This window comes from Virgisporangium ochraceum, from assembly GCF_016863655.1.
Lineage (GTDB): Bacteria > Actinomycetota > Actinomycetes > Mycobacteriales > Micromonosporaceae > Virgisporangium > Virgisporangium ochraceum.
The window spans coordinates 79,583-95,471 of record NZ_BOPH01000126.1 but is presented as its reverse complement, the minus strand read 5'-3'; the positions used below and the strand labels follow the sequence as shown (position 1 = coordinate 95,471).

The window sequence follows — 15,889 nt, the reverse complement described above, 5'->3', positions numbered from 1 at the left end:
GCGTGAAGCTCCTGCGCCTGTTCGCCGCCGGGTTCTCGATGTCGCTGCGGCGCACGATGACCTTCCGCACCAACCTGTTCTTCGACGTGGCACTCGCCGCGGCCGGCCTGGCGACGGCGCTCGGCACGGTGCTGCTCGTGTTCACCCGGACCGACCGGCTGGCCGGCTGGACCCGCACCGAGGTCATCGTGCTCGTCGGCACCTTCCAGATCCTCACCGGCATCAAGGCGACGTTCATCGACCCGAACCTGGCCTGGTTCCCCGTCCGCGGTATCCGCGAGGGCACGCTCGACACGTACCTGATGCAGCCGGCGCCGAGCCTGTTCCTCGCGTCGCTGTCGACGGCGGCGCCGCTCGCGCTCGTCGAGACCGCGCTCGGCGCCGGCGTGGTCGCGGTGGGGGTGAGCGGAGACCCGCCGGGACCGGTCGGGGTGCTCGCATGGCTGCTGCTGCTCGCCGTGGGCGCGGTGGTGACGTGGGCGCTCGGGGTGCTGCTGGCGTGCCTGGCGTTCTGGGCGCCGCGCCTGGAGCTGGAGGTGTTCTACGGCGCGGCGTGGCAGCTCGGCCGGTACCCGACCGACGTGTACCGGCGGCCGCTGCGGCTGGTGCTCACGTACGTGCTGCCGCTGACCCTCATCGCGACGCTGCCGGCGAGCGTGCTCCTGCGCGACCCCGATCCGGCGGTGATCGCGGGCGCGGTGGCGGCGGCGGCGTTCGCGTGGGCCCTGGCGACGGGCCTGTGGCGGTGGGGGTTGCGCCGCTACACCGGCGCCACCAGCTAGAGCCGGGTGGCGGCGAGCACCAGGCCGGCCAGCGCCCGCGACCGGCTGTGCGGCGGCCACGCGATGAGCGTCGTCACCGTGGGCGCGTCGGGGACCGGCACCGTCACCAGGTCGCGGCGCAGGTTGTCGCGGCACGACTCGGGGAGCACGGCCGTGGTGCGGCCGAGGGCGATCAGCTGCAGCAGTTGCGCCGTGTCGTGGACCTCCGGGCCGGGGCCGTCGCGGTAGGTGCCGTCGCGGCGGGGCCAGCGCGGCAGCGGCAGGTCCGGGATCGACTCCGCCTCGGCCATCGTGAGCTGTGACCGGGTGCTCAGCGGGTGCCCGGCCGGCAGCACCGCGACCTGGCCCTCCGTGCGCAGCACCTCGGTGTCGAACCCGACCGGCGAGTCGAACGGCAGGTGCAGCAGGGCGACGTCGGCGCGTCCGTCGCGCAGCAGGCCCTCCTGCTCGCCGACCCCGCACAGGTGCACGTCGACGGCCACCGCGCCGGGCTCGGCCGCGTACGCGTCGAGCAGCTTCGCCAGCAGCTCGGTGGAGGCGCCGGCCTTCGTCACGAGCACCAGGCCCGGACCGTCGGTGGTGGCGGCCCGGCGCGTGCGGCGCTCGGCGGCGTCGACCGCGTCGATCGCGGCCCGGCCCTCGCGCAGCAGCACCGCGCCGGGCTCGGTGAGCGTGACGGCGCGGCTCGTGCGGTGCAGCAGGGTGACGCCGAGGCGCCGTTCCAACTGGGCGATCGCCCGCGACAGGGGCGGCTGGGCGATCCCGAGCCGCTGCGCCGCGCGTCCGAAATGAAGCTCCTCGGCCACCGCGACGAAGTAGCGCAACTCCCGCGTCTCCACGCTTCTCACCGTACCCCCGGATCGATACCCTGCGGGTATCGCCGCGTACCCACACGGTGTTGGAGCGGATCCGTTGCCCGGCACAGGATTCCAGGCATGAGTGAGCGGACGACCGCGCTGGTGACCGGCGCGAACAAGGGGATCGGGTACGAGATCGCGGCGGGCCTCGGCGCGCTCGGGTGGCGCGTCGGCGTCGGCGCCCGCGACGACGGTCGGCGCGAGGCCGCCGTCGGGAAGTTGCGCGCCGCCGGGGTCGACGCCTTCGGCGTACCCCTCGACGTGACCGACGACGCGAGCGTGGCCGCGGCCGTCTCGCTGTTCGACCGCCTCGACGTGCTGGTGAACAACGCCGGTGTCACCGGCGGAATGCCGCAGGAGCCGTCCACAGTGGACATCGCGACGATGCGCACGGCCGTGGAGACGAACGTGTTCGGCGTGATCCGCGTGACGAACGCGTTCCTGCCGTTGCTGCGCCGCTCGGCGTCGCCGCGGATCGTGAACATGTCGAGCACGGTCGGCTCGATCACGAGGCAGAGCACGCCGGGCGCGGAGACCGGTCCGATCTCGGCGGCGTACTCGCCGTCGAAGTCGTTCCTCAACGCGGTCACCGTGCAGTACGCGAAGGAGCTGCCCGGCATCCTCATCAACCTCGGCTGCCCCGGCTACTGCGCCACCGACCTCAACGGGCATCGCGGCTACCGCACCCCCGAACAGGGCGCGGCGGTGGCGATCCGGCTGGCCACTCTTCCCGACGACGGCCCGACGGGCGCCTTCTACGACGACGACGGTGTCATTCCCTGGTGACTCGGGCTTTCACAGCCACGATCGTCGAAGGTCGTGGATGTGCGGATCGCGGGGTACGCGGCGTTCGGGGCCGCGCTGGTCTACGTGGCGCTGAAAGCGTTGTGGGTGGCCGGTTCGACGTGGGGGTCGTCGACGGACCCCGTTCGGGGTGGATGGCGGGCAATGTCGGAACCGGGCTGTTCGGGGTCGTCGGCGCGGTGGTGGCGTTGGCCACCGTGCGGCCGTGGGGGATGCGGATCCCGGTGTGGCTCCTCGCGGTGCCGATGTGGGTCGGTGCCGGGTTGCTCGCCCCGTTCGTGGTCCTGATGCCGGCGGCCGTGGTGCTGGCGCCGCCCGACTCTCCGGACGCGGAGCTGCAGCCGTGGGTGTTCGTCGTCGTGTACGGCAGCTTCATCGTGCTCGGCGTCGGGCTGACGGTGGCCCTCCCGCTGTACGCCCGCGCCCGGCTCGGCGTTGTCGTGCGGGGCACCGTCGGCCAGGCGCCGAAGGGGGTCACGCACGCGGCGCAGGTCGCGCTGGCGTGGGTGTTCGGCGCCGCCGTGGGTCTCGGTGCGGGGGTGGCTCGGCGCCGGCGGCATGGTGGGCGCCGGCTTCCTGGGCACGCCGACGATCCTGTCCGGCGACCGCTGGGCGCCCGCCGGCCAGACCTTCCCCGCCCACGCCACCACCACGTTCCTGACGGCCTGCGCGGGTGCGGCGATCAGCGTGGTGGCGCTGGTGCTGCTGCTCGAGCGTCGGGCGGTTCTGTCGCATCGGGCCGGTAGCGTGCCGGCATGCGGTTCACGGGTGCGAGCCTGATCGCCGACGACGTGCCCGGCCTGGTCGCGTTCTACTCGGCGGTGCTCGGCGTCCCCGCGTCGGGCGACGACGTCTTCGCCACGGTGGCGGTCCCGGGGGCGACGCTGTCCATCTTCGCGGCCGACGCGCTGAGACGGATGGCCCCGGTCGACGCCACCACCGTCCTGGAGCTGCGGGTCGACGACGTCGACGCGGCCCACGAACGCCTGCGGGCCCTGGGCGTGCCGATCGTGAAGCCGCCCACCACCCAACCGTGGGGACGCCGCTCGGTGTGGCTCCGCGACCCGGCCGGCACGGTCGTCACCCTGTACAGGGACATCGCGCCACCACCCGACCCGGCCGACGTGGTCGCCTCGTACTTTCACCGCCTGCTGGTCCAGCGCGACCTGTCAGCCTGCGACGACCTGCTGGCCCCCGACTACCTCGACCACGACGCCCCGCCGGGCACGCCACCGGGCCCGGCCGCCACCCGCGCCTACGCGGAACGCCTGTTCGCCGACCACCCCGACCTGCGGGTCGACGTCGGCCCCCCCCACTGATACTCGACCGGCACGTGGCGGTGAACCTGGTATGGCGCGGCACCCACCGGCACACGGGCGAACGCCTGGACCGCGCCGGTCTGGTCCTCGTGCGTGTGACGAAGTCCGGCCACCTGGCCGAGCGGGTCTCCAGGTACACCGACGCCCCGCGCCGCGCGAGGGTGGGAGCGCGAGAAAACGTGGCGGGCTTGTCGATTCCGGGGGGTGCCGTTCGCTGTCTGTGTGACGGGCACGACGAGAAGGAGACAGTGATGTCGTTTCAGGCATACCTCGACACGATCGAGGACAGGACCGGCAAGACGCCCCGCACGCTCGTGGAGGAGGCGCAGCAGCGCGGCCTCGGCGGGCCGGACGCCAAGGCCGGTCCCGTCATCGCGTGGCTCAAGGAGGAGTACGGGCTCGGGCGCGGCCACGCGATGGCCCTGTTCCACGTCATCAAGAACGGGACCGGCATCGGCACGAAGCACGTCGGCACCACCGGGGTGCACCGCGACGAGTCCGACACGCTGTGGATCGACGGCAAGGCGACGAACCCGAACCGGAAATAAGCGGTCGTCCCGGCGCGGGGTCGCTGCCTACCATCGGCGGCCATGAACACGTATGCGTGGGCGCGGGGCGTCCCGACACGGCGAGCCTCGCGCAGCGGACCGCCGCGCACAGCGGGCTGTTCCTCGCGATCGGCACGTCCCTGCGGGTCGAGCCGGTGGCGTCGCTGTGCGCGGTGGCCGTCGACGCCGGCAATCGGCTGGTGATCGTCAACCGCGACCCGACCCCGTACGACGACCTCGCCGACGAGGTCGTCCGGGAGCCGATCGCCGTCGCGGTGCCGGCGATCGCGGCGGCTCTGGCCGCGTAGCAGGGGTCAACGGGACCCGCGGAGCAGCGCGACGATTTCGCGCGCGTGCCCGGTGGTGAACCGGTACTCGATGCGTCCCGACCGGTCGGGGTGGAACGGGCCGACGGCCCCGACGATCCGCAGCCGCCCCGCCCGGTCGACCGAGTACGACATCGCGGCGTCCCACCGCGGGTCGGCGAACGGAACGTCGACGCGCTTGGCGCCGCCGGCCCAGACGACCAGCCCCCGGCGGCTGACCCCGACGGCGCCGCGCACCCGCACCGTGCGCCGGAAGACGCGCTGACCCGGCGTCCGGTACCGGCGGAAGACCATCACGCCGGGCAGGTTCTCGGCCAGGAACAGCAGGCCCTCCGCGACGAGGCGGGCGCGCAGGTCGGCCGCCAGCGTGCCCGGTCCGCCCTCGCCGACGCCGCTGAACACGGCAACCAGGTCGGCCCGGGAGGTGGCCGCCGCGGCGGCCAGCGCCCGCCGTTCGTAATCGGCGGCGTCGATGCCTCCGGCCTCGAAGTGGTCGCCGAGGGCGGCGACGGCAGCGTTCCGTTCCGCGTCCGAAGCGTCGTCCACCCTTTACTCCGGCGGGACGCGTACCGGTTCGACGTTCCAGATGCCGCGGCAGTAGTCGCGCACGGTGCGGTCGGAGGAGAAGAACCCGCTGCGCGCCGTGTTGAGGATCGACATGGTCGTCCACCGTCCGGCGTCGTGCCAGGCCCGCTCGACAGCGTCCTGACAGTCCACATAGGACCGGTAGTCGGCCAGGCAGAGGTACTCGTCCCAGCCGAGGATGGAGTCGACCACGGAGGTGAACGCGCCGCGGTCACCGGGGGAGAAGGCCCCGCCGGAGATGGCGTCAATCGTCGCGCGCAGCTCGGGGTCCCGCTCGTAGTACGAGCGCGGTGAGTAGCCGCCCGCGCGGACGTTCACCGCCTGCTCCACGTTGAGGCCGAACAGGAAGAAGTTGTCGGCGCCCACGCGGTCACGGATCTCGATGTTGGCGCCGTCGAGCGTGCCGATGGTGACCGCGCCGTTGAGCGCGAGCTTCATGTTGCCGGTGCCCGACGCCTCCTTGCCGGCGAGCGAGATCTGCTCCGACAGGTCGGCGGCGGGAAGGATGAGCTCGGCCCGGGTGACGTTGTAGTCGGGCAGGAACACCACCCGCAGCAGCCGCGACACCGCCGGGTCGGAGTTGACCGTGTCGGCGACGGCGTTGACCAGTTTCATGATGAGCTTGGCCGCGCGGTAGCCGGGCGCGGCCTTGCCGGCGAACACCACCGTGCGCGGCGCGACCGTGGCCGACGGGTCGTGCTTGAGCCGGTTGTACAGCGTGACGACGTGCAGCACCTTCAGCAGCTGGCGCTTGTACTCGTGGAACCGCTTGATCATCACGTCGCACATCGCGTGCGGGTCGATGATGACGCCGGTGGCCTTGGCCGCGTACGCGGCGAGGTCCTCCTTGTTGTGGCGCTTGACGTCGCGCCAACGTTCCCGCAGCGCGTTGTCGTGGGTGAACGCCTCGAGGCCGGCGAGCTGGTCGAGGTCGGAGAGCCAGCCGTCGCCGCCGAGGTGCGCGCTGATCAGCGATGACAGCCGCGGGTTTGCCAGCCGCACGAACCGGCGCGGGGTGACCCCGTTGGTGACGTTGTGGAACTTCTCCGGCCACAGCGTGGCGAAGCGGCGCAGTGTCGTCTCGGCGAGAAGCTTCGAGTGCAGCTCGGCGACGCCGTTGACCGCGTGGCTGCCCACGACGGCGAGGTGCGCCATGCGGACCCGCCGTTCCGGCTCCTCCTGGATCAGCGACAGCTCCCGGATGGCGTCGAGGTCGTCGGGGTGCCGGATCTCGATGTCGCGCAGGAACACGTGGTTGATGAGATAGATGATCTCCATGTGACGCGGGAGCAGCCGTTCGAGCAGCGCGACCGGCCAGGTCTCCAGGGCCTCGGGCAGCAGGGTGTGGCAGGTGTAGGCGAACGTGCGCTGGGTGATCGACCACGCCCGGTCCCAGTCGACGTGGTGCTCGTCGACGAGCAGCCGCATCAGCTCGGGAATCGCGAGCACCGGATGGGTGTCGTTGAGCTGGATGACGACCTTGTCGGGAAAGGTGTCCCAGTCCTGGTTGCGGAAGCGGAAGCGGCGGATGATGTCGCGCAGCGAGCAGGAGACCAGGAAGTACTGCTGCTTCAGGCGCAGCTCGCGGCCGAGCTCGGTGCTGTCGTCGGGGTACAGCACCTTGCTGATGCTCTCCGACAGCGCGATGTGCTGCACCGCCTCGCCGTACTGGCCGGCGCCGAACCGGGCCAGGTCGAACGACTGCCGGCTGGCCCGGGCCCGCCACAGTCGCACGATGTTGACGGTCTGGGTGCCGTAGCCGGGCACCAGCATGTGGCTCGGCTCGCCGCGCACGGTCTCGCCGGGGACCCACCGCCGCGGGCCGGCCTGCGAGTCGCCGTTGGCCGACTCGGTGCGGCCGTAGAAGCCGACGACGTGCTGGTCGTCGGAGGCGGCGAACTCCCACGGGTTGCCGTAGAACGTCCAGTCGTCGGGTCGTTCGACCTGCTCGCCGTCCTGGAACGTCTGTTTGAAGATGCCGTAGTCGTAGCGGATGCCGTAGCCCACCGCGGGAATGTCCAATGTGGCCATCGAGTCGAGCAGGCAGGCGGCGAGCCGGCCGAGGCCGCCGTTGCCGAGGCCGGGCTCCACGTCGAGGGCGGCCAGGGTCTCCATCGACAGGCCGCGCGACTCCGCGATCTCGCGGGTCCACTGCTCGGTGCCGGTGTAGAGGAGGTTCTGGTTGAGCTGCCGGCCGAGCATGTACTCCGCCGAGAGGTAGTACACGAACCGCGGGTTGGTCTCGTAGTGGGCCGCGACCGTGCGGGCGTACCTGTCGACCAGCCGGTCGCGCAGTGTCACCGCGAGCGTGTGGTACGCGTCGCCCGCGCTGGCGGACTCGATGGTGGTGCCGCGCTGGAAGTACAGGTTGCTCAGCAGGTTCTGCTCGAAGTCCTCGACTGTCGTGCCGACGCGGCGGATGTTCGGTCCGGGCTTGATCTCTGGCACGAATGTCAGACTATCCGCCTCCGCGTCCGGTCGCGTGCCTTCGCCGCCAACCCGACGTGTCACCGGGGCCGGCCCCGACGACCTTACGGGGTGTCCACGATGCACGGTGTGGTTCCTGGGGTGGAAGGGTCGCGGCAGCTATCGTCCGAAACGGGCAGTAGGCGGTACATTCTGGGCACTACTGCGCATGGCGAGTTCGCTCGGCGTGGCGCAGTATGAAGGTCCGTCGATCTCTGCACTTCACCCCCGAGGAGCAGGTCATGAGTGTCGATGCGCCGCCGCGCACACGTCCCAGCACCCGAACCATCGTCATCTGGACGGCCGTGGCGATCGCCGGCGCGATCGCGTGGGCCGTGCTCGCCCTTTCGCGGGGCGAGAACGTCTCGGCGATCTGGCTGGTGATCGCCGCCCTGTGCTCGTACGCGATCGCGTACCGCTTCTACGCCCGGTTCATCGCCTACAAGGTGCTCGTCGTCGACCGGAACCGGGCGACCCCGGCCGAGCGGCTCGAGAACGGCATCGACTACCACCCGACCGACCGGCGGGTGCTGCTCGGCCACCACTTCGCCGCGATCGCCGGCGCCGGGCCCCTGGTGGGGCCGGTGCTGGCCGCGCAGATGGGCTACCTGCCCGGCACCATGTGGATCATCCTCGGCGTGATCTTCGCCGGCGCGGTGCAGGACATGGTCGTCATGTTCTTCTCGATGCGCCGCAACGGGAAGAGCCTCGGCCAGATGGCCCGCGACGAGATCGGCCCGATCGGCGGCGTCGCCGCGTTGATCTCGGTGTTCGTCATCATGATCATCCTGCTCGGCGTGCTCGCGCTCGTCGTGGTGAACGCGCTCGCCGACTCGCCGTGGGGCACGTTCTCGATCGCGATGACGATCCCGATCGCGCTGTTCATGGGCGTCTACCTGCGGTACCTGCGGCCCGGGCGGGTCGTGGAGACCACGATCGTCGGCGTCGCGCTGCTGGTGTTCGCGATCGTCGCCGGCGGGTGGGTGCAGGAGTCCAGCTGGGCCGACACGTTCACGCTGTCGCCGAAGACGCTCGTGATCTGCCTGGCGGTCTACGGGTTCCTCGCCTCGGTGCTGCCGGTGTGGCTGCTGCTCGCTCCCCGGGACTACCTGTCGACGTTCATGAAGATCGGCACGATCGGGCTGCTGGCCATCGGGGTGCTGGTCACCGTGCCGGTCCTCCAGAACGAGGCGGTGACGGACTTCGCCCGCGACGGCACCGGCCCCGTGTTCGCCGGCGAGCTGTTCCCGTTCGTGTTCATCACGATCGCCTGCGGCGCGTTGAGCGGGTTCCACGCGCTGATCTCCTCCGGCACCACGCCGAAGATGATCGAGAAGGAGCCGCAGGTCAGGCTGATCGGCTACGGCGGCATGCTCATGGAGTCGTTCGTGGCGGTCATGGCGATCATCGCCGCGTCGCTGCTCGACCCGGGCCTGTACTACGCGATGAACGCGCCGGCCGGCGTGGTGGGCGGCACGTTCGAGTCGGCGGCGACGGCCGTCGGCAACCTCGGGTTCACGATCACCCCGCAGGACCTGGCCGCCGCGTCGGCGGCGGTCGGTGAGCCGACGCTGGTCGCCCGCACCGGTGGCGCGCCCACGCTGGCGGTCGGCATCTCGGAGATCTTCTCCGGCGTCATCGGCGGCGACTCGCTGAAGGCGTTCTGGTACCACTTCGCGATCATGTTCGAGGCGCTGTTCATCCTGACGACCGTCGACGCCGGCACCCGGGTCGGGCGGTTCATGCTGCAGGACATGCTCGGCAACGTGTGGAAGCCGATCGGACGCGTCAGCTGGTGGCCCGGCGTGTGGGCGACCAGCGCGGTCGTGGTGGGCGCCTGGGGCTACTTCCTGTACACCGGTGTCAGCAACCCGCTCGGTGGCATCAACCAGCTGTTCCCGCTGTTCGGGATCGCCAACCAGCTGCTGGCGGCGGTCGCGCTCATGGTGGCCACGGTGCTCATCGTGAAGTCCGGAAAGCTGAAGTACGTCTGGGTGACCGGCGTCCCGCTGGCCTGGGACGCCGCCGTGACCCTGACGGCCAGCTACCAGAAGGTCTTCTCCGACGACCCGCGCCTCGGCTTCTTCGCCCAGCGCGACCGGTACGCCGACGCCCTCGACGCCGGCCGCATCCTGGGCCCGGCCAAGACCCGCGACGACATGGAGGCGATCATCTTCAACTCCACGCTCGACGGGGTGCTGGCGGCCCTGTTCGCGGTACTGATCATCATCGTCCTCGCGGACGGTCTGCGGATGTGCGTCAAGGCCGCGCGGGCCCGGGAGCCGTTGCCGACGACCGAGGCGCCGTTCGAGCAGTCCACGCTGGACGCCCCCGACGGCCTGATCCCGACGCGGGCCGAGCGCGAACTGGTGAAGTCCTCGGCGGGCGGTGGTGAGCCGTGACCCGGGTGCTGGCCCGCGCCTGGTGGTACGTGCGCGCGGTCATGGGCGAGACGGCCTACGACACGTACCTGGAGCACCGCGGCCGGACGCATCCCGGCGAGCCGGTACTGACCCGGCGGGAGTTCGAGGAGCGGCGCACCAAGCCGAACGTCCGCTGCTGCTGAGCGGTCTGTGGGTGGCACCTCCGGGTGCCACCCACGTCGTTTCAGGTACGGACGACGTCTCCGGCGGTGACCTCGCCGCGGGCGAGGCCCTTGAACAGCAGGCCGATGGAGTCGCCGGCGGCGGCCGACCGCACCGTCCGGCGGACCATCTCGATGGCGGCGACCTCCGCGGTGAGCGGAGGCCGTCCCGCCCGCTCGATGGTGACCCGGGCGCCCATCGCGAGCACGCCCGCCTCGACGGTGCCGGTCACCACCGTTCCGCGCTGGGCGATGACGAAGACGTCGGACACGACCAGGCGGAAGCCCGCGGACTGCGGCGCCGCCGGTTCGGGGATGCTGAAGAGCTCCTGGCTCCGGCGCTTGAACAGGCCCACGCCCACCACGATAGCGGCGTGGTCACCGCGCACCCGCGGCGAGCTTGCGCGCCTTCGCGTACCTGTTCGTCGGCGGCAGGAACAGCAGTACCACGACCACGACGCCGAGCAGCATCGCCGTCACGCCCAGTGCCTTGGTGACCGCGGGCGCCACATCGGCGACGATCACCCCGTTGCCGCAGAGCGAGCCGAGCAGCAGCACCGTGAGCACCGCCCGGGCCCAGAGCGCCCCGTTGCGCACGGCCAGCGCCACCCCGATGACCAGCAGCGCCGACACCAGTCCCATCACGCCCCGCGTGGTCAACGTGCCGGCCGCCTCGTCGACGGCCGCGGTCACGAGGATGTCGGTGCTCCCGGAGTCCGAGCCGAGGACCGCCTCGGTGGCGTCGCGCACCGTGCGTTCGGCGACGTCGCGCGCCTGGAGCATCAGCACGGCCGCGCCGACCGCGCCGAACAGTCCCGCCAGGAGGGCGCCGACGTATCCGAGCGTGAGGGTCAGCGGGCGGCGCGGAATTCCGCCCGACGAACGGTACGGTGTCGGGCCGGGTGCGTATGGATAGACGTGCTGTGACACGTGAGAATCTCCCTGTCGTCGCCACGGTCCGGACGAACCGCCGACCACGACGGCGTTCCATCCCGTTCCTTCGCCCGCACCGGGCGACAGAAATCCGACGCGCCCGCCCGTGGGCTTCGTTCCCGCGCCGGTTGCCACGTCCCGTTTCCGCGGTGCGGGCTGCGGGTTAAGAGATCGACAGGGATCACTGCTTGCGTTGCAAACGGTTGCAGCGTACGTTCGCCCGCAGGAAAGCGCTTTCCCCGCCTGTTTCATACCCCAGCGGGAAAGGACGTCATGCCGATGACCGTCCCTGTCCTGGCCCGGTCACCCCGGGCCGCCGTGCGCCTCGCCGCCGTCACCGGCGCGGTGCTGGCACTCGCCGTCGCCTATGTGGTGGGCACCGTCTCCTCCGCCGCAGCGGCGACCCTGTTCAGCGACACCTTCGAGGATGGCAACTCCACCGGCTGGACCACCTCCGGTGGCAGCTGGTCGGTGGTCAGCGACGGAAGCCCGGTCTTCCGTCAGTCCGGCACGAGCTCCGACGCGCGGGCCCGCGCCGGCACGTCGACCTGGACCGACTACGCGGTGACCGCCCGCGTGCGTCCCACCGCGTTCAACGGCAGCAACCGGTTCGTGGCCGTGCTCGCCCGGGCGCAGTCGAACACCAGCTACTACTACCTGGCCCTGCGGTCGAACAACACCGTCGAGTTGAAGAAGCTGGTCAACGGGTCGTCGACGACCCTGGCCACGGCGTCGGTCACGGTGACCGTCGGCACCTGGTACACGCTGCGGCTGGAGGTCTCGGGCAGCACCCTGCGCGGCACCGTCGACGGCGGCGCGGCCACCACCGCGACCGACTCGCAGTACAGCAGCGGGCAGATCGGCGTGGCGACGTTCAACGCAACCGCGTCGTTCGACGACGTCGTCGTCGAGACCGTCGGCGGCGGTACGCCGTCGTCACCGGGCACGCCGTCGAGCTCTTCGAGCTCCTCGGCCCCACCGGTGGACCCCGGCCCGAACCAGGCCGACGGATGGGCCTCGGTGAACGCGTGGGGCCAGAACGGCACCACCGGTGGGGCCGGCGGCCCGACCGTCACCGTGACCACCGCGGCGCAGTTCCTCGCCGAGATCGCGGCCTCGGGCCCGCGCGTCATCCGCGTCAGCGGCATGCTGTCGCTGCCCGGACCGATGCACGACGTCACCTCCGACAAGACGATCGTCGGCGTCGGGTCGAACTCCGGGATCTCCGGCGGCGGCCTGAACGTCGGGATCCCGATCGACGACAACATCACCTCGCCGCCGGCGAACGCGGTGCACAACGTGATCATCCGCAACCTGCGCATCGTCGAGTCCGACGACGACGGCATCAACGTCCAGATGTTCTCCCACCATGTCTGGATCGACCACAACTACTTCACCGGCGCCACCGACGGCTCGCTCGACATCAAGCGCGGGTCGAGCTACGTCACCGCGTCGTGGAACCACTTCGACAACACCGACAAGACCGCGCTACTCGGCCGCGACGACGAGGACGACGCCCAGGACGTCGGCCGGCTCAAGGTCACCTACCACCACAACTGGTTCGACTCGACCAACCAGCGCAACCCGCGCGTCCGGTTCGGCGACCAGGTGCACGTCTACAACAACTACTACAACGACACCGGAAACTACGGCGTCGCGTCGACCATGAACGCGGGCGTCATCGTGGAGGGCAACTACTTCCTCAACGTCGACGACCCGTACCACCTGGCCGAGGGCGACTCCGGCCCAGGTCGCCTGGTGGCCCGGAACAACTGCCTGGTCAACTCCGGATCGGGGGAGACCGGCGGCAGCGTCGGCAACCCGTCCTACTCCTACACCGTGCAGACGGCCTGCTCCATCAACGGCATCGTCAGCGGCGGTGCGGGAACCGGCCGGATCGGCACCTGAGAACCGTCCCGGCAGGTGCCCGCCGTCAGGGCACCTGCCGGGACCCCGTCCGCTCCGACCGCTCGACGGCGGCCAGCACCCCCTGCACCCGCGCGGCGGTGTGGAAGTTGGGTGCCGCCGGCCGTCCCTCGGTGATCGCCGCCGCCACCTCGCGGTACAGGTGGGTCAGGTTCGCCGAGACCCCAGCACCCGCGCCGTAGGACTCCGGCACCTCGAGGTCGCGCGGTTCTCCCTCGACCGGCGCCCACCGGACCCGCCAGTCGGCCCAGTTGATGTACTCGCCCGGCTCGCGGGGCGTGGCCGTCAACACGCCCTCGGTCCCCGTGATCCGCAGGTCGAAGCCGGCCGGAGCCGCGCGGTTGCCACCGTGCACGGCGACCGACCCGACGGCGCCGTTACCAACCCCGCCGTTCCCGAACCGGCCCACGAACGCGAGATGACCCGCGACACCGCTCGCGAGCCGCTCACCGGTGCCGACCACGGTGACCGGTGACGGCCGGGAGACCACCGCCGACACCTCGGTGAACCCGCCGACCAGCCGTTCGAGCGCGATCAACGTGTGCCCACCCATGATCGTCAGCAGGTTGTTGCCCGCGTCGGGTTCCAGCGATCCGGTGAGGAACGGCGCGACGCGGCTACCGCCGTGCGGGTCGCCGGACCCGACGAAGCTGACCGCCTCGACCGCGCCGACCCGCCCCTCGGCGACCAGGTCGGCCACGAACCGCGCGCCGGGGGAGTGCCACGCCTGCGCGGCGACCGCGTGGACCACCCCCGCCTCGTCGGCGACCGCGGCGATACCCGCGGCATCGTCGGCGGTGACCGCCAGCGGCCACTCGACGAGCACGTGCTTACCGGCCCTCAGCGCCGCCATGGTCGCCTCGACGTGGCTCGCCGCCCGCACCGCGACGACCACGAGATCGACCTCGGAGTGCTCGACCAACCCCGCCGCGCCGACGAACCACCGCCGCGCCCCGTACGCGTCGGCGGCCGCGCGTGCGCTCTCCTCCCGGGTGGTGGCCACGGCGGTGAGCTCGTAACCGCCGGCCGCCATGATCGCCGGCACGTGCGCCGTGCCCGCCCACCCCGCGGCCGGGTTCGCGCCCACCACACCAACTCTGATCACGAGACCCCCGTTGTGTACCGATAGGTAAAAAACCTAGCTGACGCGCGCCGGCGGAGTCAACGGGTAATGTACCGACAGGTAAAAAAAGGAAGGTGCCCGATGCCCGGTGGCCGGCCGCGCGCGTTCGATCCCGAAACCGCCCTCGAGCGGGCCATGGAGGTGTTCTGGCGGCAGGGGTACGACGGCACGTCGATGTCCGACCTCACCGCGGCCATGGACATCAACCGCCCCAGCCTCTACGCGGCGTTCGGCAACAAGGAACGGCTGTTCGTCGCGGTGCTCGACCGGTACCTGGCCGGTCCGGCCGCGTACGCCGCCGACGCGCTCGCCCTGCCGACCGCGCGCGAGGTCGTCGAGCACCTGTTGATCGGCGCCATCGGCCTCACCGAGGGACGCGGCTGCCTGCACTCCGGCCACGCCCAGTCGTGCGCGCCGGAGTCCGAACCGGTGCGGCAGCAGGTGCTCACCCGTCGTCGGGCGAGCACCGCCGCCCTGCGTCACCGTCTCGAACGCGCCAGACGCGAGGGCGACCTCCCGGCGGACGCCGACCCCGCGACCCTCGCCGACTACGTCGCCACGGTCACCGACGGCATCGCCGCGCAGGCCGCGAACGGCGTCGACGCCGACGACCTCCGCCGCGTCGTCGCCGTCGCGATGCGCGCCTGGCCCGGTTGACTACGGTCGGCCGGCCAGGAACGCGCCCAGGTCCGACGCGATCCGGTCGGGGTACTCGCCGTTGATCGCGTGCGACGCGTCGGGGTAGACGTGCACCGTCGCGCCCGCGGGCACGCGCCGGGCCACCGACGCCGCCTCGTCGGCGTCGTGCATCCGCGATGCGCCGGCCAGGATCGCCAGGGTCGGCATCCGCACGCCCGCGAGCTGTTTGTCGGTGAGCTTCGTCGGTCCACTCTTCTTCACGACGTAGGTCTGCATGCCGGCCTCGATCATCCGCGCGACCGGGACGTCCTCGACGGGCGCGTCATTGGCCGTCCAGCTCGCGAAGTCGTCCCGGAACGATCTCGGCAACCACCGCACACTCGCGCCGACCGACCGGGCGATCGCACCGATCGACAACTCGGCGTACACCCGGACCGGCTCGATGAGCGTGACGCTGGCCAGCTTCTCCGGCCGGTGCACGGCGAGGTTCATCGCCGTCCATCCGCCGATCGACAGGCCGACCAGGTGCACCTGCGGCTCCGGCAGTGACAGCAGTAGCTCGTGCAGCCACCGGGCGTGGTCGCGCGGGCTGCTGATCGGACGCTGCTGCACGCTCATGCCCGGCTCGCCGAGCAGGTCGACGACGTACACGCCGCGCAGCCGCAGCAGCGACGGCAGGTTGTCGGCCCACACCGGCGACGCCGACCGCGTGCCCGGGAGCAGCAGCAACGGCGCGGCGTCGGGCCGCGCCCCCGCGAAGTGGTACAGCCGCACGACGCCGTACCCGGTACGCACGTCGAGGGTCCGGTCGGGCTCGGGCAGGTCCTCCATCGCGCGGTCGTACGCGCGGAGAAACCGGTCCTGCGCGGCCGCCGAGGTGAAGTAGCCGACAGGTGACGGCGTGCGCACCGCCCACCATCCGGCCAGGGCGACCGCGAGGACCGCGGTGACGACCAGGTGCCGGCGACGGATCCGGCTCAGCAACTGACGCATGGTT

At 71.5% G+C, this 15,889-nt stretch carries 17 protein-coding genes; 10 read left to right on the top strand and 7 right to left on the bottom strand.

The features are described 5' to 3' along the window. Positions 1-2: 2 nt before the first annotated feature. Positions 3-782, top strand: coding sequence for an ABC transporter permease (locus Voc01_RS44125; RefSeq protein WP_203933730.1), 780 nt, complete (start codon positions 3-5; stop codon positions 780-782). Here Voc01_RS44125 and Voc01_RS44120 read toward each other — a convergent pair. After that, positions 779-1,621 carry a LysR family transcriptional regulator gene (locus Voc01_RS44120; RefSeq protein WP_203933729.1) on the bottom strand — a complete coding sequence of 281 codons (843 nt, stop codon included), beginning with the start codon at positions 1,619-1,621 and terminating at the stop codon, positions 779-781. The two genes, Voc01_RS44125 and Voc01_RS44120, sit on opposite strands and share 4 nt — an antisense overlap. A gap of 96 nt (positions 1,622-1,717) precedes the next feature. On the opposite strand from Voc01_RS44120, the gene Voc01_RS44115 reads away from it, so the two are divergent. The 5 genes from Voc01_RS44115 (at position 1,718) to Voc01_RS44095 (ending at position 4,618) form a co-directional block, all read left to right on the top strand. After that, entirely contained in the window at positions 1,718-2,425 is a 708-nt protein-coding gene (locus Voc01_RS44115) for an SDR family oxidoreductase (protein ID WP_203933728.1), read from the top strand. 152 nt (positions 2,426-2,577) lie between these two features. After that, positions 2,578-3,189 carry a hypothetical protein gene (locus Voc01_RS44110; protein WP_203933727.1) on the top strand — a complete coding sequence of 204 codons (612 nt, stop codon included), beginning with the start codon at positions 2,578-2,580 and terminating at the stop codon, positions 3,187-3,189. Positions 3,190-3,198: 9 nt separating this feature from the next. Then, positions 3,199-3,762, top strand: coding sequence for a VOC family protein (locus Voc01_RS44105; RefSeq protein WP_203933726.1), 564 nt, complete (start codon positions 3,199-3,201; stop codon positions 3,760-3,762). Between the two features lie 251 nt (positions 3,763-4,013). Beyond that, a complete protein-coding gene (locus tag Voc01_RS44100) occupies positions 4,014-4,310 on the top strand; it encodes a DUF4287 domain-containing protein (protein WP_203933725.1) in 297 nt (98 codons plus the stop codon). Positions 4,311-4,366: 56 nt separating this feature from the next. Further along, positions 4,367-4,618 (top strand): SIR2 family NAD-dependent protein deacylase, encoded by a 252-nt coding sequence (locus Voc01_RS44095; protein ID WP_203933724.1) that lies wholly within the window; start codon positions 4,367-4,369, stop codon positions 4,616-4,618. Between the two features lie 6 nt (positions 4,619-4,624). On the opposite strand, the gene Voc01_RS44090 is transcribed toward Voc01_RS44095, so the two are convergent. Both Voc01_RS44090 and Voc01_RS44085 read right to left on the bottom strand, forming a co-directional pair. Continuing rightward, positions 4,625-5,182, bottom strand: a complete 558-nt coding sequence (locus tag Voc01_RS44090; protein ID WP_203933723.1) for a DUF1707 domain-containing protein — start codon at positions 5,180-5,182, stop codon at positions 4,625-4,627. Positions 5,183-5,185: 3 nt separating this feature from the next. Continuing rightward, the gene (locus tag Voc01_RS44085; protein WP_203933722.1) at positions 5,186-7,669 is read right to left on the bottom strand and encodes a glycogen/starch/alpha-glucan phosphorylase; all 2,484 of its coding nucleotides are present in this window, start codon (positions 7,667-7,669) and stop codon (positions 5,186-5,188) included. A 260-nt stretch (positions 7,670-7,929) separates the two neighbouring features. Between Voc01_RS44085 and Voc01_RS44080 the strand changes: the two genes are divergently transcribed. Both Voc01_RS44080 and Voc01_RS44075 read left to right on the top strand, forming a co-directional pair. Continuing rightward, positions 7,930-10,089: a carbon starvation CstA family protein gene (locus Voc01_RS44080; protein ID WP_203933721.1), complete on the top strand. Its 2,160-nt coding sequence runs from the start codon at positions 7,930-7,932 to the stop codon at positions 10,087-10,089. Then, positions 10,086-10,253, top strand: a complete 168-nt coding sequence (locus tag Voc01_RS44075; protein WP_203933720.1) for a CstA-like transporter-associated (seleno)protein — start codon at positions 10,086-10,088, stop codon at positions 10,251-10,253. The genes Voc01_RS44080 and Voc01_RS44075 overlap by 4 nt, the downstream gene beginning before the upstream one ends. 41 nt (positions 10,254-10,294) lie before the next feature. On the opposite strand, the gene Voc01_RS44070 is transcribed toward Voc01_RS44075, so the two are convergent. Both Voc01_RS44070 and Voc01_RS44065 read right to left on the bottom strand, forming a co-directional pair. Then, positions 10,295-10,627, bottom strand: a complete 333-nt coding sequence (locus Voc01_RS44070; RefSeq protein ID WP_203933719.1) for an EF-Tu/IF-2/RF-3 family GTPase — start codon at positions 10,625-10,627, stop codon at positions 10,295-10,297. Between the two features lie 22 nt (positions 10,628-10,649). After that, a complete protein-coding gene (locus Voc01_RS44065) occupies positions 10,650-11,201 on the bottom strand; it encodes a hypothetical protein (RefSeq protein ID WP_203933718.1) in 552 nt (183 codons plus the stop codon). 282 nt (positions 11,202-11,483) lie between these two features. On the opposite strand from Voc01_RS44065, the gene Voc01_RS44060 reads away from it, so the two are divergent. Beyond that, the gene (locus Voc01_RS44060; protein ID WP_203933717.1) at positions 11,484-13,112 is read left to right on the top strand and encodes a pectate lyase family protein; all 1,629 of its coding nucleotides are present in this window, start codon (positions 11,484-11,486) and stop codon (positions 13,110-13,112) included. A 25-nt stretch (positions 13,113-13,137) separates the two neighbouring features. Here the strand turns inward: Voc01_RS44060 and Voc01_RS44055 are convergent, their stop codons facing one another. Next, the gene (locus tag Voc01_RS44055) at positions 13,138-14,235 is read right to left on the bottom strand and encodes a Gfo/Idh/MocA family protein (RefSeq protein ID WP_203933716.1); all 1,098 of its coding nucleotides are present in this window, start codon (positions 14,233-14,235) and stop codon (positions 13,138-13,140) included. A gap of 99 nt (positions 14,236-14,334) precedes the next feature. On the opposite strand from Voc01_RS44055, the gene Voc01_RS44050 reads away from it, so the two are divergent. Continuing rightward, positions 14,335-14,910 carry a TetR/AcrR family transcriptional regulator gene (locus Voc01_RS44050; protein ID WP_203933715.1) on the top strand — a complete coding sequence of 192 codons (576 nt, stop codon included), beginning with the start codon at positions 14,335-14,337 and terminating at the stop codon, positions 14,908-14,910. Here the strand turns inward: Voc01_RS44050 and Voc01_RS44045 are convergent, their stop codons facing one another. Continuing rightward, the gene (locus tag Voc01_RS44045) at positions 14,911-15,885 is read right to left on the bottom strand and encodes an alpha/beta fold hydrolase (RefSeq protein ID WP_203933714.1); all 975 of its coding nucleotides are present in this window, start codon (positions 15,883-15,885) and stop codon (positions 14,911-14,913) included. It lies immediately after the preceding gene. Between the last annotated feature and the right edge of the window lie 4 nt (positions 15,886-15,889).

Excerpts from the sequence above, each read along its gene's own strand:
- Voc01_RS44050 (WP_203933715.1), top strand. The coding sequence starts at position 14,335 with ATGCCCGGTGGCCGGCCGCGCGCGTTCGATCCCGAAACCGCCCTCGAG.
- Voc01_RS44080 (WP_203933721.1), top strand. The coding sequence starts at position 7,930 with ATGAGTGTCGATGCGCCGCCGCGCACACGTCCCAGCACCCGAACCATC.
- Voc01_RS44100 (WP_203933725.1), top strand. The coding sequence starts at position 4,014 with ATGTCGTTTCAGGCATACCTCGACACGATCGAGGACAGGACCGGCAAG.
- Voc01_RS44115 (WP_203933728.1), top strand. The coding sequence starts at position 1,718 with ATGAGTGAGCGGACGACCGCGCTGGTGACCGGCGCGAACAAGGGGATC.
- Voc01_RS44060 (WP_203933717.1), top strand. The coding sequence starts at position 11,484 with ATGACCGTCCCTGTCCTGGCCCGGTCACCCCGGGCCGCCGTGCGCCTC.
- Voc01_RS44105 (WP_203933726.1), top strand. The coding sequence starts at position 3,199 with ATGCGGTTCACGGGTGCGAGCCTGATCGCCGACGACGTGCCCGGCCTG.
- Voc01_RS44045 (WP_203933714.1), bottom strand. The coding sequence starts at position 15,885 with ATGCGTCAGTTGCTGAGCCGGATCCGTCGCCGGCACCTGGTCGTCACC.
- Voc01_RS44110 (WP_203933727.1), top strand. The coding sequence starts at position 2,578 with ATGGCGGGCAATGTCGGAACCGGGCTGTTCGGGGTCGTCGGCGCGGTG.